This is a genomic window from Xanthomonas sp. NCPPB 3569, from assembly GCF_041475645.2.
Classification (GTDB): domain Bacteria; phylum Pseudomonadota; class Gammaproteobacteria; order Xanthomonadales; family Xanthomonadaceae; genus Xanthomonas; species Xanthomonas phaseoli.
The window spans coordinates 4,955,635-4,981,246 of the sequence record NZ_CM192969.1 but is presented as its reverse complement, the minus strand read 5'-3'; the positions used below and the strand labels follow the sequence as shown (position 1 = coordinate 4,981,246).

General features: G+C 65.5%; 19 protein-coding genes and 1 pseudogene. 13 read left to right on the top strand and 7 right to left on the bottom strand.

The window, feature by feature from the left end; all coding sequences use genetic code 11:
- Positions 1–309 precede the first annotated feature (309 nt).
- The 3 genes from ACCQ03_RS21505 to ACCQ03_RS21495 all read right to left on the bottom strand — a co-directional run bounded on the left by ACCQ03_RS21505 (position 310) and on the right by ACCQ03_RS21495 (position 3,523).
- On the bottom strand, positions 310–2,055 hold the full coding sequence (locus ACCQ03_RS21505) for a M56 family metallopeptidase (protein ID WP_150147412.1): 1,746 nt from the start codon (positions 2,053–2,055) through the stop codon (positions 310–312).
- 3 nt (positions 2,056–2,058) lie between these two features.
- The gene (locus ACCQ03_RS21500) at positions 2,059–2,457 is read right to left on the bottom strand and encodes a BlaI/MecI/CopY family transcriptional regulator (RefSeq protein WP_008572904.1); all 399 of its coding nucleotides are present in this window, start codon (positions 2,455–2,457) and stop codon (positions 2,059–2,061) included.
- 190 nt (positions 2,458–2,647) lie between these two features.
- Positions 2,648–3,523, bottom strand: coding sequence for a LysR family transcriptional regulator (locus ACCQ03_RS21495; RefSeq protein WP_017154812.1), 876 nt, complete (start codon positions 3,521–3,523; stop codon positions 2,648–2,650).
- A 163-nt stretch (positions 3,524–3,686) separates the two neighbouring features.
- Between ACCQ03_RS21495 and ACCQ03_RS21490 the strand changes: the two genes are divergently transcribed.
- Entirely contained in the window at positions 3,687–4,556 is an 870-nt protein-coding gene (locus ACCQ03_RS21490; RefSeq protein WP_150147408.1) for an SDR family oxidoreductase, read from the top strand.
- 375 nt (positions 4,557–4,931) lie between these two features.
- The gene (locus ACCQ03_RS21485; RefSeq protein WP_008572913.1) at positions 4,932–5,276 is read left to right on the top strand and encodes a hypothetical protein; all 345 of its coding nucleotides are present in this window, start codon (positions 4,932–4,934) and stop codon (positions 5,274–5,276) included.
- A 209-nt stretch (positions 5,277–5,485) separates the two neighbouring features.
- Here the strand turns inward: ACCQ03_RS21485 and ACCQ03_RS21480 are convergent, their stop codons facing one another.
- Entirely contained in the window at positions 5,486–6,763 is a 1,278-nt protein-coding gene (locus ACCQ03_RS21480) for a DNA topoisomerase IB (RefSeq protein WP_057678652.1), read from the bottom strand.
- Between the two features lie 56 nt (positions 6,764–6,819).
- Here ACCQ03_RS21480 and ACCQ03_RS21475 point away from each other — a divergent pair, with 56 nt between their 5' ends.
- The 5 genes and pseudogenes from ACCQ03_RS21475 (at position 6,820) to ACCQ03_RS21455 (ending at position 14,473) form a co-directional block, all read left to right on the top strand.
- Positions 6,820–7,200, top strand: a complete 381-nt coding sequence (locus ACCQ03_RS21475) for an I78 family peptidase inhibitor (RefSeq protein WP_057678651.1) — start codon at positions 6,820–6,822, stop codon at positions 7,198–7,200.
- Between the two features lie 202 nt (positions 7,201–7,402).
- Positions 7,403–11,875, top strand: coding sequence for a glutamate synthase large subunit (gene gltB, locus ACCQ03_RS21470; protein ID WP_209226214.1), 4,473 nt, complete (start codon positions 7,403–7,405; stop codon positions 11,873–11,875).
- A 131-nt stretch (positions 11,876–12,006) separates the two neighbouring features.
- On the top strand, positions 12,007–13,488 hold the full coding sequence (locus ACCQ03_RS21465) for a glutamate synthase small subunit GltD family protein (protein WP_057678649.1): 1,482 nt from the start codon (positions 12,007–12,009) through the stop codon (positions 13,486–13,488).
- 14 nt (positions 13,489–13,502) lie between these two features.
- Positions 13,503–13,856, top strand: a complete 354-nt coding sequence (locus ACCQ03_RS21460) for a hypothetical protein (protein ID WP_169790125.1) — start codon at positions 13,503–13,505, stop codon at positions 13,854–13,856.
- Positions 13,857–13,899: 43 nt separating this feature from the next.
- A pseudogene (locus ACCQ03_RS21455) lies at positions 13,900–14,473 on the top strand (hypothetical protein).
- A 106-nt stretch (positions 14,474–14,579) separates the two neighbouring features.
- Here ACCQ03_RS21455 and ACCQ03_RS21450 read toward each other — a convergent pair.
- Positions 14,580–15,638 (bottom strand): NAD(P)-dependent alcohol dehydrogenase, encoded by a 1,059-nt coding sequence (locus ACCQ03_RS21450; RefSeq protein WP_209226210.1) that lies wholly within the window; start codon positions 15,636–15,638, stop codon positions 14,580–14,582.
- Between the two features lie 307 nt (positions 15,639–15,945).
- Between ACCQ03_RS21450 and ACCQ03_RS21445 the strand changes: the two genes are divergently transcribed.
- From ACCQ03_RS21445 to ACCQ03_RS21425, 5 genes are all read left to right on the top strand, one after another.
- The gene (locus ACCQ03_RS21445) at positions 15,946–17,019 is read left to right on the top strand and encodes a glycoside hydrolase family 5 protein (protein WP_057679181.1); all 1,074 of its coding nucleotides are present in this window, start codon (positions 15,946–15,948) and stop codon (positions 17,017–17,019) included.
- Between the two features lie 219 nt (positions 17,020–17,238).
- Positions 17,239–17,595 carry a hypothetical protein gene (locus ACCQ03_RS21440; protein WP_342343562.1) on the top strand — a complete coding sequence of 119 codons (357 nt, stop codon included), beginning with the start codon at positions 17,239–17,241 and terminating at the stop codon, positions 17,593–17,595.
- Positions 17,596–17,724: 129 nt separating this feature from the next.
- Positions 17,725–18,777: a glycoside hydrolase family 5 protein gene (locus ACCQ03_RS21435; RefSeq protein ID WP_057679179.1), complete on the top strand. Its 1,053-nt coding sequence runs from the start codon at positions 17,725–17,727 to the stop codon at positions 18,775–18,777.
- Positions 18,778–19,397: 620 nt separating this feature from the next.
- Positions 19,398–20,531, top strand: a complete 1,134-nt coding sequence (locus ACCQ03_RS21430) for a glycoside hydrolase family 5 protein (RefSeq protein WP_209226204.1) — start codon at positions 19,398–19,400, stop codon at positions 20,529–20,531.
- A gap of 297 nt (positions 20,532–20,828) precedes the next feature.
- Positions 20,829–21,272, top strand: coding sequence for a PepSY domain-containing protein (locus tag ACCQ03_RS21425; RefSeq protein WP_150147401.1), 444 nt, complete (start codon positions 20,829–20,831; stop codon positions 21,270–21,272).
- Positions 21,273–21,586: 314 nt separating this feature from the next.
- On the opposite strand, the gene ACCQ03_RS21420 is transcribed toward ACCQ03_RS21425, so the two are convergent.
- Positions 21,587–23,383: a M28 family metallopeptidase gene (locus tag ACCQ03_RS21420; protein ID WP_209226195.1), complete on the bottom strand. Its 1,797-nt coding sequence runs from the start codon at positions 23,381–23,383 to the stop codon at positions 21,587–21,589.
- A 161-nt stretch (positions 23,384–23,544) separates the two neighbouring features.
- Entirely contained in the window at positions 23,545–24,201 is a 657-nt protein-coding gene (locus ACCQ03_RS21415) for a DUF4097 family beta strand repeat-containing protein (RefSeq protein ID WP_209226190.1), read from the bottom strand.
- Positions 24,202–24,298: 97 nt separating this feature from the next.
- Between ACCQ03_RS21415 and ACCQ03_RS21410 the strand changes: the two genes are divergently transcribed.
- The gene (locus ACCQ03_RS21410; protein WP_209226186.1) at positions 24,299–25,597 is read left to right on the top strand and encodes a murein hydrolase activator EnvC family protein; all 1,299 of its coding nucleotides are present in this window, start codon (positions 24,299–24,301) and stop codon (positions 25,595–25,597) included.
- Positions 25,598–25,612 lie beyond the last annotated feature (15 nt).

Below are 25,612 nucleotides of genomic sequence, written 5' to 3'. Positions count from 1 at the left end.
CCGCGTGTCTTCCGGCCGTGCACGGCCGGAGGTGGAGCCGGCCGCACGCCACGCGTTGCTGCTCCGTGGCCAACGGAACCCCATCGCGGCGGTAGCGTGCGGTCTACCGCGACCGGCGACGCTGGCTCTGTCTATCGGACCGCTGCGGCAACCGGCAAGCCGGTGCGAACAGCTGTCGGCGATGGCGGCCAGCTGGCGTCGCGAGCAGGCCAGAAGCGGTACGTCGCCGAACCTGCGCGTGGTGCATGCCGACTCCCGGTCCCGACCACGCGCGCCTGACGGTGAGCGCAGTCGTTTGGTCGATCGCGCCTAGTGGTACTTCGCGCGTTCTGCTTCTGCTTGCGCTCGGTCTGCCTCTGCTCGCGCTTTTTCGGCCTCGACCTGCGCTTGCGCTGCCTGCCGTTGCGCTTGCGCCGCTTCCCGTTGCCCGCGTTCGGCCTCGGCGCGGCCCTGAAGGGCGGCCTGCTTGGCCATTTCGACCTGACGCCGCGACAACGCATCCGCTTGGCGCACCGCAGCCGCATATGCGTATTGCGCCTGACGATGCTGCTGCGTCATTTCGCGAATCTGCTGCTCGGCTTCGCGTGCTTGCTGTTGCGCCTCCTGTTTGGCCTGCGCCAGTTCCGGGCCCAACGAGGCCAGTTCTTCGCGTGCGTCCTGCAATGCTTCTTGTGCGGCCTGCATGCGGTCTTGCTGCAGTTCAAGATCGTGGTTGTCGGCAGCGAGCGCATCGTGCACGGCGGCTTGCGCGTCACGGCTGGCGTCGCGGCGGATGCGGTCCAGGTCGAGATTCCAGCCGCTGTCTATCGGGTCTGCGTCCTGGTCATGCAGCGGTTCGGTGCCCAGCACATCGGCGATCACACCGTGCGTGGCAGGCGCGGCCGCTTGCGCAGGCGCAGCCGGCGCCGCCGGTGCAGGCAACCCGCGCATCGGCGTTGCGGCCTCGGCAGGCTCCGCCATGCTGCTGACCTGTGCAGGTGGCGCTGCCGGGGCCGTCACCACGACCGGCTGCATGCCGGCAGACGTCACCGGTGCCGGCACCGGCATGGCCACCAGGCGCAGCGGCAACACACCGCACACCGCTACCGTGGCCAGAATCATCGTGGCGGCCACCCGCGGAAACGCGTGGGTGTGCTGCAACATCGACAGCCTGCGCTTCAAGCTGATGAACGACGGCGAGGCGCTTGCCACGCCACCGCGCGGGCGCGGCGCCACACCCAGTTGCAGCAGCAGGCGGCCGTAGTCGTGGCGGCAATGGCGGTGCCCGGCGACCACGGCGGCATCGCAGGCGGCTTCGCGGGCGATTGCATATTCGCGCGCGGCCAGGTGCACCAGCGGGTGGAAGAAGAACAGGTGCTGCGCCAGCGCCGGCAGCAGTCCCCACCACAGATCGCCACGACGCAGATGGACCAACTCATGGGTCAGCGCCATGTCCAGATCGTCATCGGCCATGTGCGGCAGCCGCGCAGCAGGCAACAACAACACTGGGTGCCATGGGCCGATCAACTGGGGCGAATCGATCTGCGCCGACAGCCGCAGCGCCGGCGGGCGCGACAAACCATGTGCTTCGGAGGCCATCTGCAACGCCTGTACCAGGGCGCGGTCGGTGCAGGGCTGCGCCGCGCGCACCAATGCACGGCTGCGCAGATACGCGCGCGCCGTGCCGGCGGCCAGCACCAGCACGCCGGCCGCCCATAGCGCCAGCAATGCCACCGGCCAGGTCGACCACGCGCCAACCGGCATGGCCTGCGCGGCGACGCCTGCATGCGCGGCCGTGGATGCCGCGGCGGTGGCGTTCGCCAGTGGCGCCAGGCTGTCGGCCGAGCCCAGTGCCGTGGTCACGCTGTGCGCGGGCAGCACCGGCAGCTGCACCGGGTTGCTCCACACCAGGCCCACCATCGCCTGCACCCCCACCAGCCACCACAACCAGGTCTGCGTGGCTGCCGGCAGGCGGCGCACGCCGCGGCACAGCGCCCACACCACCAGCACCAGCACCGCGGTCTGCACGCTGGTGGCGCCAAGCTTCCATAACACCGCTTCGATCAGGGGCGACATGACTCAATCCTCCTTGCGCTGCGATTGCAGCTTGGCAACCAATGCTTCGAGTTCGGCCAGTTCGGTATCGCTGACTTCGGCACGCTGCGACATCCATGCCACGAACGGCGAAACCGAACCCTGCAGGGTCTTCTCGACGAATTGCCCCACCGCCCCGCGCACCACATCGTCCTGGCCGGCGGTGGCGCTGTAGCGGTACACACCCTCGACCTGCTTGCGGCGCAGGAAGCCCTTGGCCCGCAGCCGCTCCATCATGGTCAGCACGGTGGAGCGCGCGAGCCCGCGTGGCTCACCGAACGCCCCCGCCACTTCGCCCACGCTGGCATGCCGCTGTTCTTCGATGTATTGCAGCAGGGCCAGCTCCTGGTCCCCAATGGTCTTGCCACGCATGGCGCTCTCCATGACTACAGTTGTCGCTACCGTAAGCCTGACGACAGCTGTCGTCAATAGGTCGGATGGCAGGGGGAGGTGTGGGTGGCCGTGGCGTCCGTTTGCCGCTGCCCAGGCCAGACGACACGGGCAACCGCTTGCGCGCAGAAGCTCGCCACGCGCCGGCGCACCTGGCGCACGTCAACAAAAAGGCGCCACCGCCCTACCCCTTCAACACCAACGACGCGTCCGGATAGCGGGCGCAGATGAAATCCACGAAGGCGCGCACCTTTGGTGCAGCCAGGCGCCTGGAGGTGTGCAATACCCACAACGCTGGCTCCACGCCGGAGATCGTGCCCCACTGCAGCAACTCGCCGCGCGCCAGTTGATCCCCGGCAATCGACTGCGGAATCAACGCAACGCCGCCACCGGCAATCACCGCATCGCGCACCATCAGGAATGAGGAAAACCGCATCCGCGGAATCGGCTCCAGGACCAGCCGCCCGCCATCCAGCGTCCAGGTAGTGGGCTCGAAGCTCGACATCACCACGCCTGGCACCGGATGCACCGCATCGCCGGACGGCATCGCAATGGACGGTGCGGCCACCACCACCAACCGGTCCTTGGCAAAGCAACGTCCGACCAGGCGGCTGTCCGGGCTTGGGTTGATGCGGATGGCGACATCGAACTGCTCTTCCATCAGATCGACCGTACGGTCCTCGGCCACCACCTCCAGTGTGATCTCCGGATAGGCCGCACAGAAGTCGGCGCCGATGTGCCCCATCGCCAACTGGGAGAACAACACCGGGGCCGCCACGCGCAAGCGGCCCCGCGGTGTGGTCAGCCCCTCGCGTGCGGCCGTCAGCGCCTCGGCCACTTCGCTCAGCGGCACCTGGGTGCGCTCCATCAATTGCTGCCCTGCCTCGGTGAGCTTGAGTCCCCGCGCACTGCGTTCGACCAGGCGCACCCCCAGCTGTTCCTCCAGTTCGGTGATGCGCCGCGACAAGGTCGCCTTCGATCTGCCGCTCGCGCGGCTGGCCTTGCCCAGCCCCTGGTTGGCGGCCACCAGCGCGAAATCGATCAGGGCATTGAGGTCCATGCTGTTCCAGATCTGAAACGAGATGTCTACATCCTGGCGTCTTCGTACTGGCAGTGCAACGGCATATCGTTGCCCCACCGAGCAAGCGGCCGCACCGGCATCAGCACACCGCACAGGCCGCTTGGCACCCACCCAACCTTCCATCCAACGCAGGAGATTCACCATGAGCATTCTCGTCACCGGTGCCACCGGCACCGTCGGTTCCCTGGTCACCCAAGGCCTTGCCGACGCCGGCGCGCAGGTCAAGGCGCTGGTCCGCCAGCAAGGCAAACGCCCCTTTCCGGCCGGCGTCACCGAAGTGGTGGCAGACCTCACCGACGTCGCATCGATGCGCGCCGCACTGGCACCGGTGCGCACCCTGTTCCTGTTGAATGCGGTCACTCCCGACGAAGTGACCCAGGCGCTGATCGCCTTGAACCTGGCCAAGGAAGCCGGCATCGAGCGCATCGTGTATCTGTCAGTGATCCATGCCGACACCTACACCAACGTGCCGCACTTCACCGGCAAGCACACCGTCGAGCGCATGATCGAAAGCCTGGACATTCCGGCAACGATCCTGCGCCCGGCGTACTTCATGCAGAACGAAGGCATGGTGCAGCAGACGATCACCGAATACGGCGTCTACCCGATGCCGATCGGCGCGCAGGGCATCGCGATGATCGATGCGCGCGACATCGCCGAGATCGCCGTGGTCGAGCTGCTGCGCCGCGACCGTGCAGACGGTCCGCTGCCGCGCGTCACGCTCGATTTGGTCGGTCCGCAGGCGCTGACCGGCGTGGACGCTGCCAAGGTCTGGAGCGCAGCGCTTGGGCGCGAGATCGTCTACGCCGGCGACGACGTGGCCGCCTTCGAGGCACAGCTGGCGACGTACGGCCCGTCGTGGCTGGCCTATGACATGCGCCTGATGATGGCCAGCATCCAGCGCCTGGGCATGCACGCGGCAGACGGCACGGTGGCGCAGTTGCAGGCGCTGCTGGGACGTCCGCTGCGCACCTATGAGGCCTTCGTGCGCGAGGCGACTGCGCCGGCATGAGCGCACGCGGCACAGCCAGCGGTGCAGCAAGCGCGCAGAGGTTCGCGTTTGCTGTGCAATGCGCGGGGCCCGGATCAGGCCGGCGTTGTTGCTGCTGCACGTGTCTGGCCACCGGTTCGAAGGTCTGTCGGCGGCAGCGGCATCCATCGCAGCGCGCGCACAGGCAGCCGCAGCAAGCCGTCCGAGGTCGCGGTCATCCACCCTCGTCGGCCTTCGCACAGAGGCGCACTGCGCCACGACCATCCACCTAGAACCGGCTGGCGGCGCGCGACCAGCCAGGTGGCGCCTGTCCTCGCAAGGCGTGGCGCAGCATCTTCATGCCATCCCGACAACACCACCTTCACGCTTGCGGCATTCTTGCCCTGGAGCTTCCCGATGATCCGTATCCTCGCCCCACTCGCTGCCGCTGCGTTGTTGTCGGCTTGTGCCTCCAACCAGGTGGCGCAGGTGCAGCCCATCGACGGCGCCATCTCCGGCCAGTGCCATAGCGACAAGGTGCGAGGTGCGGTGGGTCTGGCGGCAGCGGCGCAGACCATCGAACGTGCACGCGTGGATAGCGATAGCCAGCGCGTCATCGTGCGCCGCGGCGAGCGCGCCACCGGCGGCACCACCGCCAGTGGCCTGGCCGACCCGGCCCAGGGCGCCAGCGAAAGCGGCGGCGATCAGCTCACCATCGAAACCGGCCCGAACAACAGCATCACGGCCATTTATTGCGGCTGAAGATTCGGGATTGGGGAGTCGACATTCGGGATTCGGTACGGCACTCGCCGCTGCCTGCGTCCCGAGACGACCACCTGGAATGGTTGACGCCGCGCCGCTGATCGTCGCCAGGCGGACATGCGCGACGCGCAGGAACCGGCGCGCGCACGGTACATGATGCCCGCGCACGCCGACCCCTTGGCTGTGGCGAACGCCGTGGCGTCGGGCGCTTACGCCGACTTGCGCCTTGTCGCAGACTTCGCCTGTGCCTTGAGCTTGCTGCGCGAAGCGCTCAAGAACTTCAGCGTGGCCGCTTCCCACTGGCGTTCGCCACGCACGCCGGTGGCCATGGCCTGCAGCTGGCCCGCACGCCAGCCTTCGAACACGCAGGGGTCGATATAGGCCTTGCGACACACCGAGGGCGTGTTGCCCAAGGCATCGGCCACTTCACGGATGACATCGTTCTGCACCTGGGTCAGCGCGCGTTCGCTGCTGCGCTCGGGCAAGGGCAGGCGTGCCAACCGCTGCAATGCCGCCAAGGTGCCGCCCCAGGTGCGGAAATCCTTGGCGGTGAAGTCTTCGCCCATCGCCTCGCGCAGATAATCGTTGACCTCCCCCGAATCCACCGGCTGCAACTGGCCATCGTCGTCGCGGTACTGGAACAGCGATTGGCCGGGTAGCTGCTGGCATTCGCGGATGAGTTTGACCAGCTGCTTGTCGTCCACTTCGATATCGTGGTCCTGGCCGCTCTTGCCGCGGAACTTCAGCCGCGCGCGTCCGCCCTTGAGAAATTCCATGTGCCGGTTGCGCAGCGTGGTCAGCCCGTAGGAGCGATTGCTGCGCGCGTATTCGGCGTTGCCCACGCGCACCAGGGTGTCGGCCAGCAACGCCACCACGATCGCCAGCACCTTTTCGCGAGGGAAGCCCGGCAGCAGCAGATCGCGACGCAAGCGCCGCCGCAGTTTGGGCAGCGCAGTGCCGAAGGCGATCACGCGTTCGAACTTGCCCTCGCCGCGTACCTGCGCCCACTCGGGGTGATAGCGATATTGCTTGCGCCGCCGGGCATCGCGCCCGGTGGCCTGCAGATGCCCGTTGGGCTTGGCGCAGATCCACACTTCGGTATAGGCCGGCGGAATCGCCAGCGAACGGATGCGCTGCAAGGTCTCGGCATCGGCAACGCGCTGCCCGTCGGCATCGCGGTAACTGAAGCTCTTGCCGGCCTTGCGGCGGCTGATGCCGGGCTGTTGATCGTTGACGTAGGTCAGCCCGGCCGCACGCGCGGTCGCCCTGGCCTGCGCCACAGCGGCTGCGCTTGCCACGGCGGCCGTGGCGACGGCGGCGCCGGTGGCGACCGCCGCGAGCTTGCCGGCGGTACTGACGGCGACGGCGGCATTGCGAACAACACGTTTGGCTTTCATTGCGCACAGGTCGAGGGACTGGCCGCGATTGTTGGCCGCAGCAAGACTAGGCTGCGTCAACGCTGCGACAACGCCGTGTGCGCAAGCCATGCCCGTCGCGTGACTTTGTGCTTATGCTTGGGCATCCCCCTTTGCTGGAGTGATCGATGCGCGCTGTTCTACCTGTTGCTCGCCTGACCTGCACCCTGGTGATGCTGGCTGCATTGACTGCCTGCAACAAACCGCAACCCGACGAGCAGGAAGCCGTCACCGCCAAGGCCCAGCACGCGGCCGAACAAGCCGCTGCGCCCGCGCCGGATGCAGCGCCGGACGCGCCACCGATCGGTACCTGCGATGCCACCCAGGTGCAGTCGCTGGTGGGCCAGCCATTGACCGATGCGGTGGGCGAACAGGCGCGCAGCGATGCCGGCGCCAAGTCGGTACGTGTGCTCAAACCCGGCCAGATGACCACCATGGAATTCAACGGCGAACGGCTCAATCTGGAAGTGGACGCCAAGAACGTGATCACCTCGGTGCGCTGCGGCTGATACGGCGTTGGCGTCGGTCGGAAGACCGGCGCCAAGCCTGCTGGCACAAGGGCTTGCAGCGGTTCTCGTTGCAGCTGTAACGGTGTATTGCGGCACCGCATCAACTGTGGTCTAGTCGATCATCCGGTGACCTCTTCGAACGCTCCACGGATCGAGCGCTGCAACGTCGTCGCCGCTCTCCTAAGATCGCAAAGAGGCAGACATGGCCCCCCGCATTCGCCAAGGGCTCAACGACTACGGTCTCTACAACAGCGTGCGCGATGAGCGCGACGCATGTGGGTTTGGCATGGTCGCCCAGCTGGACGACCAACCCTCCCGCGCGCTGGTGGATACCGCGATTGCGGCGCTTTCGCGCATGACCCACCGCGGCGGCGTGGCCGCCGACGGGCTCACCGGCGATGGCTGCGGGTTGCTGATCCGCAAACCCGATGCGTTCTTGCGCGGACTTGCGCGCGATGCCGGCATCACCCTGGGCTCGCGCTACGCAGCCGGTGTGGTGTTCCTGCCGCTGGACGAAAGTGATGCGGCGCGCTGTCGCGCCGAACTGGAACGCCAGTTGCTCAGCGCCGGCGTGCAGCTGCGCGGCTGGCGCGTGGTGCCCACCGACGACAGCGTGTGCGGCCAGCTGGCGCGCGACACCCTGCCGCGCATCGAGCAGGTGTTTGTCGATGCCGGCGCGGAGCAGACCGAAGACGGCTTTACCCTGGCACTGTTCCTGGCGCGCCGCCGCGCCGAGCAGCAGCTGCAGGGCGTGCAGGACTTCTATGTCACCACACTCTCGCCCAACGGCATCAGCTACAAGGGCATGGTGCTGCCCGACAAGCTGAGCACGTTCTACCCGGACCTGCAGCGCAGCGACCTGTCCTCCAGCGCCATTGTGTTTCACCAGCGCTTTTCCACAAATACGCTGCCGCGCTGGCCGCTGGCGCATCCGTTCCGGTTGCTCGCCCACAACGGCGAAATCAATACCATCGAAGGCAACCGACGCTGGGCGCAGGCGCGCAGCAAGGTGTGGCAGACCCCGCGTTTCGATATCGCGCAGTTCGACCCAGTGATCTCCATGCACGGCTCCGATTCGCAGAGCCTGGACAACATGCTGGAGCTGCTGATCGCCGGTGGCATGGACCTGCTGCAGGCGCTGCGCATCCTGGTGCCGCCGGCGACCCAGTCGCTGGAGTTCAAGGACGCCGACCTGGCCGCGTTCTACGAGTTCTACGGCCTCAATACCGAGCCATGGGACGGCCCGGCCGGCATCGTCGCCTGCGACAGCCGCTATGCGGCGTGCATGCTCGACCGCAACGGCCTGCGCCCGGCGCGCTGGATGCTGACCTCCGACCGCCATTTCCTGGTGGCCTCTGAGGCCGGTGTGTGGGAATTGCCGGCCGAGCGCATCACCCGCAAGGGCAAGCTGGGCCCGGGCGAAATGATGGCCATCGATCTCAAGCGCGGCGACCTGCTCGATTCCGATGCCATCGACCGCATCAACCGCGCGCGCGCGCCGTACAAGCAGTGGCTGCAGCAGGGCGTGACCTATCTGCAGACCGAACTGATCGACCCCTCGCTGGTGGAAGAACCTTTCAGCGAACAGACCCTGCGCAGCTACCACAAGCTGTTCCAGCTCAGCACCGAGGAAGTGGAGCAGGTGCTGCGCCCGCTGGCCGAAACCGAGCAGGAAGCCACCGGCTCGATGGGCGACGACACCCCGATGGCGGTGCTCAGCCGCCAGACCCGGCCGTTGTACGACTACTTCCGCCAGGCGTTCGCGCAAGTCACCAACCCGCCGATCGACCCGCTGCGCGAAGGCATCGCGATGTCGCTGACCACCCAGCTCGGCAGGGAGACCAACATCTTCCATGCCGGTGCGGAGACGGTGAACCACGTCATCCTCAATTCGCCGGTGCTCAGCCAGCGCAAGCTGCGCCAGCTGCTGAAGATGGAGCAGTACGTCGAGCGCAATCGCCTGATCGACCTGTCCTACAGCCTGGAAGAAGGCCTCAAGGCCGGGCTGGAACGCATCTGCCAGGAGGTGGAAGCGGCTGCGCGCGATGGCGCCGTCATGCTGCTGCTGTCCGACCGCTCCCCGGTGCCGGACCGGCCGATGGCGCATGCGCTGCTGGCCACCGGCGCAGTGCACCACCACCTGTGCAAGGTGGGCCTGCGCTGCGACGTCAACCTGATCATCGAGACCGGCACCGCGCGCGACCCGCACCACATGGCCTGCCTGCTCGGCGTCGGCGCCACCGCGGTGTATCCGTACCTGGCCTACCAGACGCTGTTCGACCTGGGCCGTCGCGGCATCCTGCAACTGAGCAAGGGCGGTGAGCAGTCGCAGATCGGCCGCCGCTACCGCAAGGGCATCTACAAGGGCCTGTCGAAGATCATCTCCAAGATGGGCATCTGCACCATCGCCAGCTACCGCGGCGCGCAGCTGTTCGAGATCGTCGGGCTGGATCCGGACGTGGTGGACTTGTGCTTTGCCGACACCCCGGCACGCATCGGCGGCGTGGACCTGGCGCGGCTGGACACCGAGGCGCGCGAACTCACCGTGCGCGCCTGGAACGACCAGCTCAAGCCGGAAGTGGGCGGCCTGCTCAAGTACGTGCACGGCGGCGAGTACCACATGTACAACCCCGACGTGGTCATGACGCTGCAGCGTGCCACCCGCACCGGCGATGCCGGCGACTGGCAGAAGTACATGGACGCGGTGCACGCACGCCCGGCCTCCACGCTGCGCGACCTGGTGCAGCTCAAGCGTGCCGACACCCCGACCCCGCTGGATCAGGTCGCCCCGGCCGAGGACGTGTTGCGGCGTTTCGACAGCGCCGCGATCAGCCTGGGCGCGTTGTCGCCGGAAGCGCACGAAGCGCTGGCGATTGCGATGAACCGCCTGGGCGGACGCAGCAATTCCGGCGAAGGCGGCGAAGACCCGGCCCGCTACGGCACCGAGAAGCGCTCCAAGATCAAGCAGGTGGCTTCCGGCCGCTTCGGCGTGACCCCGGAATACCTGGTCAATGCCGAGGTGCTGCAGATCAAGGTCGCCCAGGGTGCCAAGCCCGGCGAAGGCGGCCAGCTGCCCGGCCACAAGGTCAACGAACTGATCGCCCGGCTGCGCTACGCCAAGCCCGGCATCGGCCTGATCTCGCCACCGCCGCATCACGACATCTATTCGATCGAGGATCTGGCGCAGCTGATCTACGACCTCAAGCAGGTCAATCCGACCGCGCTGGTGTCGGTGAAGCTGGTCGCGCATGCCGGCGTCGGCACGATCGCCGCCGGCGTGGTCAAGGCCGGCGCCGACCTGATCACCGTGTCCGGCCACGACGGCGGCACCGGTGCCAGCCCAGTCAGCTCGATCCGCTATGCCGGCGTACCGTGGGAGCTCGGCGTGGCCGAATCGCACCAGGCGCTGGTGGCCAACGACCTGCGCGAGCGCACCATCCTGCAGACCGATGGCGGGTTGAAGACCGGCCTGGACGTGGTCAAGGCCGCGCTGCTCGGCGCCGACAGCTTCGGCTTCGGCACCGCGCCGATGATCGTGCTGGGCTGCAAGTACCTGCGCATCTGTCACCTCAACAACTGCGCCACCGGCGTGGCCACCCAGGACGAGCGCCTGCGTGCCGGCTACTTCACCGGCCTGCCGGAACGCGTGGAGCACTTCTTCCGCTTGCTGGCCGAAGAAGTGCGGCAGTGGTTGTCGTACCTGGGCGTGCGCTCGCTGGACGAAATCGTCGGCCGCACCGACCTGCTCGAACAGCTGGAGGTGTCGCCGCGCCCGGGCGTCAAGGTCGACCTGTCGCGCCTGCTCACCCATGCGCGCTATGACGGCAGCCACTGCGCCGCCCAGCGCCTGTACGAATCGCCCGACAGCCTGGCCACGCAGATGGACGGCCTGCTCGCCGATGCGATCGCCAACAAGACCGGCGGCGACCATCGCTTTCTGATCCACAACACCGACCGCTCGATCGGCGCGCGCCTGTCCGGTGCCATCGCGCGCGCGCACGGCAACCACGGCATGAGCGATGCGCCGCTGAACCTGCGCTTCCGCGGCACCGCCGGGCAGAGCTTCGGCGCCTTCAATGCCGGCGGCCTGCAGCTGGAACTGGAAGGCGAAGCCAACGACTACGTCGGCAAGGGCATGGCCGGCGGCCGGCTGGTGGTGCGTCCGCCACGCGGCGCGCGCTTCGAGGCACGCAACACCCCGATCGTCGGCAACACCTGCCTGTACGGTGCCACCGGCGGCGAGCTGTTCGCCGCTGGCCGCGCCGGCGAACGCTTCGCGGTGCGCAACTCCGGCGCGCTGGCGGTGGTGGAAGGTGCTGGCGACCACTGCTGCGAATACATGACCGATGGCATCGTGTTGGTGCTGGGCAAGGTCGGCCTGAACTTCGGTGCCGGCTTCACCGGCGGCCTGGCCTATGTGCTGGATATCGAGCGCGACTTCGTGGACCGCTACAACCACGAGCTGATCGACATCCATCGCGTCTCGGCCGAAGGCTTCGAGAACCATCGCCAGCACCTGCACACCTTGATCAGCCGCCACCGCGAACTCACTGGCAGCATCTGGGCGCAGCAGATCCTGGACGAGTTCCGCGACTACATCGGCAAGTTCTGGCTGGTCAAACCCAAGGCCGCCAGCATCGAGTCGCTCACCGAGTCGCTGCGCCGCGCAGCCTGAGTTGTGCTCCCCTCTCCCGCGCGCGGGAGAGGGGTCGGGGGTGAGGGCACAGGCCCCGCCGCCCCTCATCCGCCCCTTCGGGGGCACCTTCTCCCGCACGCGGGAGAAGGGAATCAGCCACGGATTTTCTTATGAGCCGCAAACAAGCCTTCCAATTCCTCGACCTGCCGCGGACCATGCCCACGCGCATTCCGGTGGAACTGCGTACGTCCGGCGACTGGGGCGAGTTGTACGGCAAGTTCGACAAGGCCGATGCGCAATACCAGGCCGGCCGTTGCCTGGACTGCGGCAATCCGTATTGCAGCTGGAAATGCCCGGTGCACAACGCCATCCCGCAGTGGCTGCAGCTGGTGCAGGAAAACCGCATCGAAGAAGCCGCCGCGCTGTGCCATTCCACCAACCCGCTGCCGGAAGTGTGCGGGCGCGTGTGTCCGCAGGACCGCCTGTGCGAGGGCAGCTGCACGCTGGAGGAATTCGGCGCAGTCACCATCGGCGCGGTGGAGAAGTATATCGTCGACACCGCCTTCAAGATGGGCTGGCGACCGGACCTGGGCAACGTGCAGCCCAGCGGCCATCGCGTGGCGGTGATCGGTGCCGGCCCGGCCGGCCTGGCGTGTGCGGACCGGTTGGCACGTGCCGGCATCGAAGCGGTCGTGTACGACCGCTATGAGCAGATCGGCGGCCTGCTGCAGTTCGGCATTCCCAGCTTCAAGCTGGACAAGTCGGTGATCGGCAAGCGCCGCGAGATTCTCGAAGGCATGGGCGTGCAGTTCCGCCTGGGCGTGGAGATCGGTCGCGACGTCAGCATCGAGCAGCTGCTGGCCGAATACGACGCGGTGTTCTTAGGGACCGGCGCGTATCGCTATACCGACGGCGGCCTGCCCGGGCAGGACCTGAAGAACGTGCTGCCCGCGCTGCCGTTCCTGGTGCACAACAGCCGCATCGTCAGCGGCAACGACCCACACGGCCGGCCGATCGCCGGCTGGGAAGACCAGCTCGCCCTGCCCGACCTCAACGGCAAGCGCGTCGTGGTACTGGGCGGCGGCGACACCGGCATGGACTGCGTGCGCAGCGCCATCCGCCTGGGCGCAGCCAAGGTCACCTGCGCCTACCGCCGCGACGAGGCCAGCATGCCCGGCTCGGCACGCGAGGTGGCCAACGCCCGCGAAGAAGGCGTCCGCTTTTTGTTCAACCGCCAACCGCTGTCGATCGAATCCGGCGCCGACGACGAAGCCATCGGCGTGACCGTGGTGGAAACCAAACTCGGCGAGCCCGATGCCAGCGGCCGCCGCAATGCGGTGCCGGTGGAAGGCAGCGAATCGCTGCTGGAAGCGGACGTGGTGATCATCGCCTTCGGCTTCTCGCCCACCCTGCCCCACTGGCTGGCCTCGCAAGGCGTGGAAGCGGGCAGCAACGGTCGCATCGTCGCCCCATCCGATGGCAACGGCCGCCTGCCCTACCAGACCAGCAACCCGCGCCTGTTCGCCGGCGGCGACTGCGTGCGCGGCGCGGATCTGGTGGTCACCGCAGTGGCCGAAGGCCGCGACGCGGCGGGCAGCATCGTGCAGATGCTGGGAGTGAAGGCGCAGGTCAAGGAGCCGGCTGCGGCGTGAGAGGCGCTGGCCCCATGCTCAGGTCACTCGTTACCTGTCTGCTTATCTTGACAGCCAGTAGCGCTATTGCAGCACCGGCCGCCACATGCCAAGAATCGGACAATCTGCGGTTTGATGGCTTGCCTCTTTCCATTGTGCAGATGGAGCAGATTGGTTTCACGTACGCCGCTAAAAATACAAAGGCACCGCAAGTGCCATTTGCTTATGCCAACAAAGATTGGTTGTGGCTCAAGGAGCAATATCGGCCTGGAGATTATTTTCTGGCTTATGAGCAGCTCTGGCCAGCGAGTGGCAAGCCGTTTGCCTCGGGTTACGCGCTTGTACGCGGAAGATGTGTACTTGGCGTGCTGAGCATTCGAGTCTCATAATCGAGCTGCGTTTTGCACGCTTCACTTAATTAAGATTTTAGATATGACCATTGCCATCTATATCGATAGCTGCGCGTGGAACTACCTTCACGACAGGGCAATAGATCTCGCAACTGAACTTCCGTCCGACATATATACGCTACACCTCACTAGAGAAGCAGAAATCGAAATTGAAGCGATCCCTAACGGCGGTAAAAAGGAAGCGCTCAAGGCCTACATTTTCGCTAGTATTGAGCGTTCGTCTATAAAGACGGCATCAGTATTCGGCTTCCAAACCCTCGATCTGACGGCTTGCCCTCAAAAGCCCAAGTTTACGGCGGATTCGGACAGGGCACGTTTCAATCCGACGCAGATCGAAAATTTTATGCATTGCCAGAGATTAAGTGCCAGTTACGCGGAAAAGCTCACGCAAGACCGGGTTGAGTAATAATCAAGCTGATGCATCTTTAGCTGCCCGCTTGTTTGGCGCCTTCGTGCTGACGAACGATGAAAAGCCGGGGCCCTTGAAGCTGGCGGCAGACAAGAGTGGAAAGATCGTATATCTTGCCGAAGAAGTAGACAAAAGTGGGCTCACGCTGGGCGAATATATGTCGCGATTGCGACAGTCCATTGAGTAGGCATGCCATGTGGCTTGGCCCCTTTCTTAAGCAGGCACTGTTTTTATGCGCCACTGCCTGCGTCGAATGAAGACGCAGGCAGTGACATCAAGCTAATGCGGGGCGATCAGGCCGCCTTATCCAGCGTCGCCATGTCGATCACGAAGCGGTACTTCACGTCGCTCTTGAGCATGCGCTCGTAGGCCTCGTTGATCTGGTCGGCGCGGATGGTTTGGATGTCGGAGACGATGTTGTGCTTGGCGCAGAAATCCAGCATTTCCTGGGTCTGGCGGATGCCGCCGATCAGCGAGCCGGCCAGGGTGCGGCGCTTCATCACCAGGTTGAACACCGCCGGCGACGGATGCGATTGCTCGGGCACGCCAACCAGCACCATGGCACCGTCGCGCTTGAGCGCATTGAGGAACGGGTCCAGGTTGTGCGGCGCGGCCACGGTGTTGAGGATGAAATCCAGGGTGTTGTACTGCGCGGCCATCTGCGCTTCATCCTTGGAAATCACCACTTCGCTGGCGCCCAGGCGCATCGCATCGGCGCGCTTGCTTTCGGAAGTGGTGAACAGCACCACGGTGGCGCCCATCGCCTTGGCGATCTTCACCGCCATGTGGCCCAGGCCGCCGAGACCGACCACGCCCACCTTCTGGCCCGGACCCACCTTCCAGTGTGCCAACGGCGAATAGGTGGTGATGCCGGCGCACAGCAGCGGTGCCACCGCGGCCAGGTTGTCGCTGTGGGTGATGCGCAGCACGTACTTCTGGTCGACCACGATATGGTCGGAGTAGCCGCCGTAGGTGTTCTCGCCGCCGCCGAACATCGGCCCGTTGTACGTGCCAGTGAAACCCTGTTCGCAATACTGTTCTTCGCCTTCCTGGCAGGAGGCGCAGCTGCGGCAGCTGTCGACCATGCAGCCAACACCGGCAAGGTCGCCAACCTTGAAGCCGGTGACCGCATTGCCCACCGCCGTGACGCGGCCGACGATCTCGTGGCCGGGCACCGAGGGGTACAGCGTGTTGTGCCATTCGTTGCGTGCGGTATGCAGGTCCGAGTGACACACGCCGCAGTAGGCGATGTCGATCTGCACGTCGTTGGGGCCGGGCGCGCGGCGCTCGAACACAAACGGGGCAAGTGGTTGGTCGGCGGCCTGGGCAGCGTAGGCGTGGGCTGTGCTCATGGAAAACTCCGGGGTGTTGCGTCGTCGGCGAGGCGCGCCAACAACGGGGAGAGGGGATCGATAGCTTAAAACGCGTAGATGTCGCACTCCTGCGACAGTGCGTCTTACCTGGTCTCTTGCGAACGCGAGCGCAGCGGCATGATGCGCCTTGCGCTTGTTCGCAGGCGGTCAAATCCGGGCGTTGCGCGTGAATGGCGCGCTAACGTGCGAGCTTCCAGACTCACGCAGCAGCAGATGGCGCTGCACCATCTGCGCTGGCCGTGCCCTCCCCCGCGACCGCCCACGTCGATGCCGAAGGAGACTTTCCATGTTCCGCACTCCCCCGCACTTTCCCCGCTTGCGCATCGCCGCGCTCGCGCTGACCCTGCTCGCCGCCGGTCCGTTGGTCCAGGCCAAGGAGCCGCCCGGCCCCAGGAAGGAAACCGCCGGCCTGAAGTATGTCGGCGTCAATCTGTCCGGCGCCGAGTTCAACTCGCGCAAGAAGCCCGGCACCTTGTTCAAGGACTACACCTACCCTGCCGCCTCGGACTTCAGCTATTTCGCCGGCAAGGGCATGAATACGATCCGCCTGCCGTTCCTGTGGGAACGCGTGCAGCCCGAACTCAATGGCCAGTTGGACCAGGCCCAATTGGGGCTGATCAAGAAGTCGCTTGAGGCAGCCAAGGCCAACAAGCAGTACCTGATCCTGGACCTGCACAACTACGCCACGTACAACGGCAAGCGCATCGGCACCAGCGATGTGCCGGCCGGCGCGTTGGCCGATCTCTGGCGCCGGCTGGCGCTGGAGTTCAAGGACGACAAGGCGGTGATCTTCGGGCTGATGAACGAGCCCAATGGCATTTCCGCACCCGACTGGGCCAATGCCGCGCAGGGAGCGATCAACGCGATCCGCAAGACCGCCGCGAAGAACCTGATCCTGGTGCCGGGCACCGCCTATACCGGCGCGCACAGCTGGCGCAGCACCAGCTACGGCGTCTCCAACGCAAAGGCGCTGGAAATCCTCAAGGACCCGGGCAACAACCTGGCCTTCGAAGCGCATCAATATCTGGACAAGGACTACAGCGGCACCAAGCCGGTATGCATCAGCGACTCGGTCGGCCAAGAAAAGCTGCAGGGCTTCACCTCGTGGCTGCGCGAGAACAAGCAGAAGGGCTTTCTGGGCGAATTCGCCACGGCCAACAATCCCGTCTGCGACAAGGCGCTGGAAGGCATGCTGACCTACATGGAAAAGAACAGCGACGTGTGGCTGGGCTGGACCTGGTGGGCGGCCGGTTCCTGGTGGAAGCCGGACTACCCCTTCACCGTGCAGCCGGGCAAGGACGGCAGCGACAAGCCGCAGATGGCGATCCTGAGCAAGTACGCACGCCGCGCCGGCAAATAAGCGGCGGCGCAGGCTAAAGAGTGGTCGCAACCCGTGTTGCGGCCACTTTTTTTGTCATTGCCGTGTACCGCGTGGGGCAGCCTGCTTCGGAGAAAAGCAGACCGCTGCTGGCTCGCTGCGTGTAGCAGAAGGCAGCGGCAATCCTGCGCCAGTCCACGTGCTACGTGTTGCCGTGTGCGCGCTTCGATGGCGTGCAACGGCACGCGCTGATGCGATGCGATTGCGCCACGCGACGTGGATATCGCAAAAGCGGTCTCATCCAACACGCGCTATCGCGTGCGCGAAACGCACTATATCTGCGCACTGCCGGCCGACGTGGCATCGCACTCCCCGCTCCACAGCATCATCAATCAGGCACCCTTCGCGATGGCAGATGCGCGCTGCAGTGCCCAGGCATTGCCTGCAACGCAGCTGCACTCGCACGATGCGCAGCACGCCGTCGCGCAGGTCATGGTGTGTGCCACGCGCATGAAGCATGTGCAAACGGTGCGGTGCGTTCGGGCCATGCGTGCGCGCTCTAACACAAGAACTGCGTGTCACTGCACAGCTTGGCCGATTGATCCCTCTCAACCGTAGTTTGTGCGGGCGCATACGCCTAGTCTGGTGATGGACGCGTTGCTGTCGTACATCGAACGAGCTCATGCCCGTCTCGGCACGTCGTCCTTGCACAGCTCTTTCGCACGCAGAAGTCTCAGGAGTTCCCCCATGAAATCCCTCACCACGCATACGCGCCGGCTGCGTTGCCGCGCGCTGTCTTTCCTATTGCTGGCCACCATGCCCCTGGCGCAGGCGCAAAGCGCCACCGGCCTGAAGTATGCAGGCGTCAATCTTTCCGGCGCCGAGATCAAATCCTCGCAAAAGCCCGGCGTGCTCAACATCGACTACCGTTATCCGGCGGCCGATGAATACGCCTACTTCGCCGGCAAGCACATGAACACCGTGCGCTTGCCGATCCTGTGGGAACGGCTGCAGCCAAAGACAGGTGGCGAGCTGGATCCGGCCCAGCTGGCGTTGATCCGGCAGGCAGTCGCCAACGCCAAGGCGGCAAAAATGTACGTGATCGTGGATGTGCACAACTACGCCAAGTATTACGGCCACACCATCGGCAGCACGAAAGTGCCGATCAGCACCTTCAACGATCTATGGCGACGGCTGGCAATCGCCTTCAAGAACGACAACGCCGTGATCTTCGGACTGATGAATGAGCCTTACGACATCGATCCGCAGGCGTGGGCAACGGCCGCACAGGCGTCGATCGACACCATTCGCAAGACCGGCGCGAACAATCTGATTCTGGTGCCGGGTGCGTTATGGACAGGCGCGCATAGCTGGTACTCCACGGTGGCCGGGCAATCCAATGCAGTGGCGATGGCATCCATTCGCGACCCGCTCAATCGGTATGCCATCGAAGCGCATCAATATCTGGATGCCGATTCCAGCGGCACCAGCGGCGGTTGCGTCAGCGCCACGGTCGGGGTCGAACGGCTGCGCAGCTTCACCGAATGGCTGCGTTTGAACAAAAAGCGCGGCTTTCTCGGCGAATTCGGCACCGGCAATACGGTCACCTGCAATCTCGCGCTCAACGGCATGCTGGGCTACATGGAATCCAACAGCGATGTGTGGATCGGCTGGTCCTGGTGGGCGGCAGGCGCGTGGTGGAGCGCGGCGTATCCGTTCAACGTGCAACCGGATGCGCATGGGCGCGACAAGCCGCAGATGTCGATATTGAGCGCGCGTGCGCGCCGGATTACCGATTAAACGCGACCGACGCACGTAGCGAGTTGTCGTCAGGCAGGCGCGAATGGCGCGCAAAGCACAACGCAGGTGGTCCACGCCAACGCCCGCCGCGCCCGCCTGACGCTTGCACGCCGGTGCTTTGGCTGCTGTTCGCAACGGCAGACGCGCGCGGGCGCAGCAGGCATCGTCGCCACGCAGATCACGTTTCTAGACGGTAGCGAGCACGCGCGTTCTACCGGGCTGAGCCTTACCGCGATTGGCCGCTCTGCCCGTCTTTTCTCGGAAGGGATTGAGGCAGCCTATGCCTGCAGTCTCGGTGGCAGTTTCAATGCGGCATAACGTCATGGACATGACGCCATGCAACTGACGGCAGGCGCTTCCATACGACGCAAAATCGACAGCGTGGAAGAGCGCATGCCGCACTGACGCAAATATCGGGTGATATCACGCGCTTTTGTGCGGCCTATAAATCTCGACAACGCGCCTTGCAGAGTGTGACTGCGATGCAGTTCGCATATCGGCGCTGGATCGACGACACGCAGCATTTGGGCACGGCTGATGCATTGACTCAGACCGATGCAGCGCATCGCGCGCAACGCGCACGCACTCGGCTGCATCTCCCCCGTCTGAGGAGTTGTGTCATGTCCGCTGTCTGTTTTTCGTTGCGCACGCTACTGCGCTCCACGCTGCTTTTCATCGTGTTTGGCAGCCTGCCGTTGGCCCACGCGCAGACGCGCGCGCTCACCTATGCCGGCGTCAATCTGTCCGGTGCCGAATACGCATCTTCCAAAAAGCCCGGAGTCCTCAACAAGGACTATATGTACGCCGCGGCCAGCGATTACACCTATTTCGCCGGTGTCGGCATGAATACCATCCGCCTGCCGATCCTGTGGGAACGGCTGCAGCCCACCGCGGGCGGCGAACTGGATCCGGCCCAACTCGCGTTGCTGCAACAGGCCGTGGCACGCGCCAAGGCAGCCGGCATGTATCTTGTCATCGACATCCATAACTACGCCAAGTATTACGGCTACAAGATCGGCAGCCCGGAAGTACCGGTGGCCACGTTCACCGATCTATGGCGTCGTCTCGCACTGGCGTTCAACAGCGACAACGCGGTGATGTTCGGGCTGATGAATGAACCCAACAATATTTCGGCCAGCGAATGGGCCGGCGCAGCGCAGGCCGCCATCGATGCCATCCGCAGGACCGGCGCCAATAACCTGATTCTGGTGCCCGGCGCATTGTGGACCGGCGCGCACAGTTGGTATTCCACCACCAACGATGGCTACTCCAACGCCACCGCGCTGACGTCCATCTACGACCCGCTCGATCGCTACGCCTTCGAAGTGCATCAGTATCTGGATGCCGATTCCAGCGGCACCAGCAGCACCTGTGTCAGCAGCACCATTGGCGCCGAGCGCCTGCGCAACTTCACGCAGTGGCTGCGCACCAACCGCAAGCGCGGCTTTCTGGCCGAATTCGGCACCGCCAACAATGCGGTGTGCAACCAGGCGCTGCAAGGCATGTTGTCCCATATGGAAACCAATGCAGATGTGTGGCTGGGTTGGACCTGGTGGGCGGCCGGTTCGTGGTGGAACCTCAGCTACGCGTACAGCGTGCACCCCAACAAGGACGGCACCGACAAGCCGCAGATGGCGATCCTGTCGCCACAGGCCGCACTGGCCACGCGTGCACCGGTTGCTGCTGCCGCGGTGCGCAGCGCCGCTGCATCGACTTCTGCAACAAGCACATCCGCTGCACGCACGACACGTTGATCCCAAACGAAGCCGCCGCAAGGCGGCTTTGCTTCTGAACGCACGCAGCGCGCGTGGGCACACCGCATGGGCATGACGAGATGCGCGCAGATTGCGGCGATTTCCAGCGTGGATGAACACGACGATGCGTGCTCAACCGCGCCTTCCGCTTCGATGTAAACATCGCGTGCATCGCAGGTGAGTGAGCACCTGGGTGTTTCAGCTAACTGAACTTTCGTTGCGGCCGCTTGCCTGTTTTCACCTGATGGCGATAGGCGGCGCTCCAGCATGAGCACACTTCACTGCAGGAGCACTCCCATGACTCAGCGATTGATGAAGACTGCACTGATCGGCGCACTTGCCTTGCTATCGCAGGGCGCGTTGGCACAGGCGGCCGACAAGCCCACCAAGGCGCTCACCTCCGGTGAGGTCACCAGCATGCTTACCGCGAAGGGCTATACCAAGGTGCATGACGTCAAGTTCGAGCATGGCGTCTGGACCGCAGACGCGCGCAGCGGCGACGGCAAGGACGTGGACGTGCATATCGACCCGGTGACCGGCCGCGTCTACGGCGACCAGACCACCTCCAAGCTCAGCGAAGCCGACGTGCGCGCATCGCTGTCCACCGGCGGCTATGCCGATGTGCACGACCTCAAGTTCAAGGATGGCCTGTGGAAGGCCGATGCCAAGCGCAACGGGCAAAAGGTCGAACTGCACGTGGATCCGGAAGACGGCCACGTGGTGAGCGTGGATAACGACTGAGTACGTGTGCGTCACGCTCGCCCGCCGGGCGGGCAGGGTAGATCGAGAGTCGCACAGAATGCACGTACGCCGCACGACCACACGGCCAACCCGTAGGCGGACCTGTCGCGTCGATGCAGCACGCTACTGATCGCGCAGAAGCGCAGCTGAGCGATGTCGTGCGATTGATCGCCAGACGCTTCACATGAGGCAACAATGCAAAAGGCCTCCGGTGGGAGGCCTTTTGCATGACGGATGGCTTTCAACAATGCGCGCCCAAGGCAGATTGCTCATGCAGTCGTGCCACGCCGCGTGGCAATATCGGCGTGGCGGCCTCAGTGTGGCGACTTGGCCTTGTTCGTCTGCGGGGCCGTGCTGGACGCGTCGGCCGGCTGCGCGGTCGCCGCGCTTGCGCCAGGCCTGCCGGCCATCATGCGATCGCGCGCAGCCTTGAACGGGTTGCCTGGGTACCAGTTGGGCCAACGGTCGCCAGCGGCAACTTCCTTGCCCACGCCATACACCACCTGCAGGTCTTCGATGGTGCCATCGAGCTTCCAGGTGGCGGCATCGTATTCATCGCCAGGCGCGTGATAACGATGGCGTCCGTAGTACTCGGCTGCGGCACGTCCGGCAGCGGTGCCGCCCTCGCGCAGGTCTTCGCCGCCATCGGCATACAACGCCGGCACGCCGGCCTTGGCGAAGTTGAAGTGATCCGAACGGAAGTACGAGCCGCTCTGCGGGGTGGCTTCTGCGTGCAGGGTGCGCCCCTGCATGGCGGCGAGCGGCTTGAGGATGTCCTCCAGCTCCGAACTGCCCATGCCTACCACGGTGACATCGCGGGCACGTCCGGCCACCGACATCGCATCCAGATTGATCACCGCCGCGATCTTGTCCAGCGGGAAGCTCGGGTTGGCCACGTAGTACTTGGAGCCCAGCAGGCCCGATTCTTCCAGCGTCACCGCCAGGAACACCACCGAGCGCGCCGGCTTGGGGTCCTGGTGCGCGAATGCATCGGCAATTTCCAGGATGCCGGCCACGCCGGTGGCGTTGTCCACCGCGCCGTTGTAGATGTTGTCGCCGCTTTCGCCCGGATGTTTGCCCAGGTGATCCCAGTGCGCCATGTACAGCACCGCCTCGTCGGCGTGGCTGGTGCCCGGCAACACGCCGACCACGTTGCGCGAGGTCTTCTGTGCGATGGTGCTCTTCAGGTCCACCGACCAGCTGGCCTTCAACGGCACCGGCTTGAAGCCGCGCTTGCTGGCGTCCTTGTAGGCCTGCGCCAGGTCCAGCCCGGCATCGGCGAACAGTTGCTTGGCGGTTTCGGCGCTGATCCAGCCCTGCACCGGCAGGCGCGGGTCCGGGTCGTCCTTGGCCGGCAGGTCGTATTGCGGGCCGGACCAGGAATGTTTCACCACGTCCCAGCCGTAGCTGGCGCCGGGCGTGTCGTGCACGATCAACGCCGCGGCCGCGCCCTTGCGTGCGGCTTCTTCGAACTTGTAGGTCCAGCGCCCGTAGTAGGTCATGCGCTTGCCGTCGAACAACTTGGCATCGTCGGTGTGGAAGCCCGGGTCGTTGACGAACATCACCACCGTCTTGCCCTTCCACTCCTGGCCGGCGTAGTCGTTCCACTGCTGCTCGGGCGCGTCCACGCCGTAGCCGACGAACACCAGCTCGCTGTTGTCCAGTTTGACCTCGGCTTGCCCTGTGCGCGTGCCGACCACGATGTCGGTGCCGAAGGCGAGGGTGCGGGTCTGCGCGCCGCTGCGCAGGCTGGGCGCGGTGGATGCATCGGCGGTGGTTTCCACCATCGGCACCTCCTGGAACCAGCTGTCGCCATTGCCCGGCTGCAGCCCGATGCGCTGCATCTGGTCGCGGATATAGGTCACGGTCTTTTCTTCGCCGGGCGTGCCCGGGCCGCGGCCTTCGAAGTCGTCCGACGCCAGTGTCTTGACCAGTTCGGCGAAGTCGCCGGTGGTCATGTCCGGGGAGAAGGTGTGACGGCTGACCGGCGCGCTAGGCGCGCTATCGGTTGGCGTCTGCGCGGCAGGCGCGCCCGGCGCATCGGCGGGTTCGCGTTTGCAGCCGGCCAGGGCCAGCGTCGCGGCCAGGCACAACAGGATCTTGCGGGGCATCGGAACTCCTCGTGCGGCGGAATCCCGATCTTAGAGCGTGCGCCGCATGGTGAGGTGAGCGCGCGGCTGCGTGTGCTGCAGTTGCATGACGGGCAGGGCAGGGCATCTGGAGCAGGCGCCCTGGCTCCGGCGCACGCACCGGCAGGTGCGTGCGGCCTCGGTCAGTCCTTCGGCGCGACGTCGCTGTCGAAACTGCGCGCGGTGGCGCCGCTCACCGCGCCGATCTTGGCGCTGCGGTGCACGTACAGGTTGACCTCGCGCTCGAAGTGCAACGGCCCATCGACCACCGCATCCGGGCCGATCACCACACGCGGCTTGCGCGAGGGCTGGAACGAAAAACCGAAGCTCGGCTTGCTCACTTCGATGCCGCCGCGCACATGCGAGCCCACCCCGACCGTGATATCGCCGTTGACCGTCTCGATGCCCTTGCCGAGCTCGGTCCCCACCAGCCCAATGCTGCCGTTGACCGTTTCCACGCCGCCGCTGATCCGGCTGCCGCGCTCGGCCAGGATGCTGCCGTTGACCGTTTCCAGCCCGCCGGACACCGTCACTTTCTGGCCCAGCGTGATCGAGCCGTTGACCGTTTCCACGCCACCGGTGCGCGCGTTGTCGCCGATGCGGATGCCGCCATTGACGGTTTCCACGTTCTTGGTTTGCGCACCGGCACCGATCTCGATGGAGCCGTTGACCGTTTCCAGGGCGCCATAGGTCCTGCCGGCATCTGCGCTGATCCTGCCGTTGACCTTGCTGACGTCCTCGTCGGCCCAGGCGCTCGTGCAGACCAGGGACAGTGCCAGGAGGAGAATTTGGGGCTTCATGCTGAACCTCGCGCGGCGGTGGTTGTCTGGGGCGTGGCGGCGATCACATCATGCTTGGCTACAATCGCGCACCTGCCTGAAGTCACTGGATCTTTCGTTGCCCCCTTCGTCCGCACCGCTGCCGCGCCTGCCGCTCGCTCCGTCCACCGGCCGTGGACGGATGTGGCTGGCGGCGGGTGTGCTGGCCTGCACGTTGCTGGGCAGCGTTGGCGCAAACGCGCAGAGCCAGCGCGAGACCGAGCGCAAACTGCAGCAGCTGCGCGATGAGCTCAAGACCATCAGCGCCGATCGACGCGAGCTGGAAGGCAAGCGCGGCACCGCCGCGCAACAGTTGCGCCAGGCCGACGAGAAGGTGGCCAAGACCGCACGCGCCTTGAGCGAAACCGAAGCGGCGATGCGCACGCAGGAACAGCATCTGTCCACCCTGCAGCAGGAACGCGCGCAGTTGCAGCGCGGCCTGCAGAGCCAGTGCACGCAGCTGGCGGCATTGTTGCGCGCTGCCGATCAGGTGGGCCGCAATGCGCCGTTGAAGGTGCTGCTGTCGCAAGACACGGTGGGCGATGCCACACGCATGCTGGCCGATCACCGCTATGTGCAGAACGCGCGTGCGCAGCGCATCCACGCCCTGACCACGCAACTGGATGCCCTGGCGAAAGTGGAACAGGACATCGCCACCCGCCGCCAGGCGCTGGATGCCGCACGCGCGCAGCAAAAGGCGCAAGCGGCCACGTTGCAGAAAGATCGCTCGCAACAGGCGGCCACCGTCGCGCAACTGGACGACCGCTACAAACAGCGTGCCGAGCGCGAAAAGGCGATCGGCCAGGACGCCAAGGCGCTGGAACAACTGCTCGCCAATCTGCGCGCAGCGGCCGCCAAGGCCGAAGCCGAACGGCGCGCTGCCGCCAAACGCGCTGCCGCCGAAGCCGCCGCGCAGGCCAAACGCAGCAAGACCGAGCGTTCCGATCGCCCCGGCAAGACGCCGCCCAAGGTGGTCGCCAACGCACCGGCGCCCAAGGTCGGTGGGCTCAGCTGGCCGGTGGCGGGCAATCTGCTGGCGCGCTTCAACGCCACCTTGCCCGATGGCCACACCAGCAAGGGCGTGCTGATCGGCGCGCCCAAGGGCAGCACCGTAACCGCGGTGGCCGATGGCACGGTGGTGTTTTCCGACTGGATGACCGGCTACGGCATGATCCTGATCGTGGACCACGGCAACGGCTACATGAGCCTGTACGCGCATAACGACACCTTGCTGCGCGATGCCGGCGCATCGATCAAACGGGGCGAGGCGGTGGCCAAGGTCGGCAGTTCCGGCGGGCAGGGCGTGCCGGCGCTGTATTTCGAATTGCGTCGCAACGGGCAGCCGGTGGATCCATCGAGCTGGCTGCAACGCCGCTGAGCGCCGCGCACCGCC

Coding starts and splice junctions, on each gene's coding strand:
- gltB (WP_209226214.1), top strand. CDS start 7,403: ATGGCCCCCCGCATTCGCCAAGGGCTCAACGACTACGGTCTCTACAAC.
- ACCQ03_RS21475 (WP_057678651.1), top strand. CDS start 6,820: ATGCGCGCTGTTCTACCTGTTGCTCGCCTGACCTGCACCCTGGTGATG.
- ACCQ03_RS21420 (WP_209226195.1), bottom strand. CDS start 23,383: ATGCCCCGCAAGATCCTGTTGTGCCTGGCCGCGACGCTGGCCCTGGCC.
- ACCQ03_RS21460 (WP_169790125.1), top strand. CDS start 13,503: ATGCTCAGGTCACTCGTTACCTGTCTGCTTATCTTGACAGCCAGTAGC.
- ACCQ03_RS21485 (WP_008572913.1), top strand. CDS start 4,932: ATGATCCGTATCCTCGCCCCACTCGCTGCCGCTGCGTTGTTGTCGGCT.
- ACCQ03_RS21490 (WP_150147408.1), top strand. CDS start 3,687: ATGAGCATTCTCGTCACCGGTGCCACCGGCACCGTCGGTTCCCTGGTC.
- ACCQ03_RS21445 (WP_057679181.1), top strand. CDS start 15,946: ATGTTCCGCACTCCCCCGCACTTTCCCCGCTTGCGCATCGCCGCGCTC.
- ACCQ03_RS21435 (WP_057679179.1), top strand. CDS start 17,725: ATGAAATCCCTCACCACGCATACGCGCCGGCTGCGTTGCCGCGCGCTG.
- ACCQ03_RS21425 (WP_150147401.1), top strand. CDS start 20,829: ATGACTCAGCGATTGATGAAGACTGCACTGATCGGCGCACTTGCCTTG.
- ACCQ03_RS21495 (WP_017154812.1), bottom strand. CDS start 3,523: ATGGACCTCAATGCCCTGATCGATTTCGCGCTGGTGGCCGCCAACCAG.
- ACCQ03_RS21480 (WP_057678652.1), bottom strand. CDS start 6,763: ATGGCTTGCGCACACGGCGTTGTCGCAGCGTTGACGCAGCCTAGTCTT.
- ACCQ03_RS21430 (WP_209226204.1), top strand. CDS start 19,398: ATGTCCGCTGTCTGTTTTTCGTTGCGCACGCTACTGCGCTCCACGCTG.
- ACCQ03_RS21465 (WP_057678649.1), top strand. CDS start 12,007: ATGAGCCGCAAACAAGCCTTCCAATTCCTCGACCTGCCGCGGACCATG.
- ACCQ03_RS21450 (WP_209226210.1), bottom strand. CDS start 15,638: ATGAGCACAGCCCACGCCTACGCTGCCCAGGCCGCCGACCAACCACTT.
- ACCQ03_RS21415 (WP_209226190.1), bottom strand. CDS start 24,201: ATGAAGCCCCAAATTCTCCTCCTGGCACTGTCCCTGGTCTGCACGAGC.
- ACCQ03_RS21500 (WP_008572904.1), bottom strand. CDS start 2,457: ATGGAGAGCGCCATGCGTGGCAAGACCATTGGGGACCAGGAGCTGGCC.
- ACCQ03_RS21505 (WP_150147412.1), bottom strand. CDS start 2,055: ATGTCGCCCCTGATCGAAGCGGTGTTATGGAAGCTTGGCGCCACCAGC.